Here is an 895-nt window from a genome sequence, read left to right as displayed (position 1 = left end):
GGGAGTGTAAGAACAACGGTGTAACTCCGATCATGGGAGTAGCACCTGATGACGATCACTACTGATGTGGCGGGCGCTGGTGTGATGTCTGTCGAGGAGCCTGCCGGCGGGCCGCCGGCGGCGGTGGATCCCGCGCTGGTCGCCCAGCTGGTGGGCCAGGCCCGTGCGCAGGGGTTGCAGCTTTCGGGTGAGGGCGGTCTGCTGCAACAACTGACGAAGATCGTCCTGGAGTCCGCGCTCGACGGCGAGCTGACCGAGCATCTCGGCTACGACCGGCATGATCCGGCCGGGGCGAACAGCGGGAACTCCCGTAACGGCAGCCGGTCGAAGACGGTGCTGACCGATGTGGGTCCGGTGGAGATCGAGGTGCCGCGGGACCGGGCCGGGTCGTTCGAGCCGGTCGTCGTCAAGAAGCGGCAGCGGCGCCTGTCCGGCGTGGAGGACATGGTGTTGTCGCTGTCCGCGAAGGGCCTGACGCACGGGGAGATCTCCGCGCATCTGGCCGAGGTCTACGGCGCGCAGGTCTCCAAGCAGACGATCTCCACGATCACCGATCGGGTGATGGACGGGATGGCCGAGTGGCAGAACCGGCCCCTCGACCCGGTCTACCCGGTGATCTTCCTGGACGCGATCAACGTGAAGATCCGGGACGGGAAGGTCGCGAACCGGCCGGTCTATGTCGCCCTGGCCGTCACCGTCGACGGTGCCCGCGACATTCTCGGCCTGTGGGCCGGGGACGGCGGGGAGGGCGCGAAGTTCTGGTTGCAGATCTGCACCGAACTACGCAACCGCGGGGTCGACGACGTACTCATGGCCGTCTGCGACGGGCTCAAGGGCCTACCCGACGCGGTCGGGCAGGTCTGGCCCCGCACCGTGGTCCAGACCTGCGTGATCC

General features: G+C 67.7%; 1 protein-coding gene. It reads left to right on the top strand.

The features are described from left to right. Window positions 1-84 precede the first annotated feature (84 nt). Window positions 85-895, top strand: an 811-nt coding sequence (locus tag MXD60_RS26250) for an IS256 family transposase (protein WP_248822385.1), incomplete at its 3' end; no start/stop codon positions are given.

Source organism: Frankia sp. AgB32 (assembly GCF_023243045.1).
In the GTDB taxonomy this organism is placed as follows: Bacteria; Actinomycetota; Actinomycetes; order Frankiales; family Frankiaceae; genus Frankia.
Note: the sequence above shows the minus strand (reverse complement) of the source record. Positions and strands in the feature narration are given on the sequence as shown.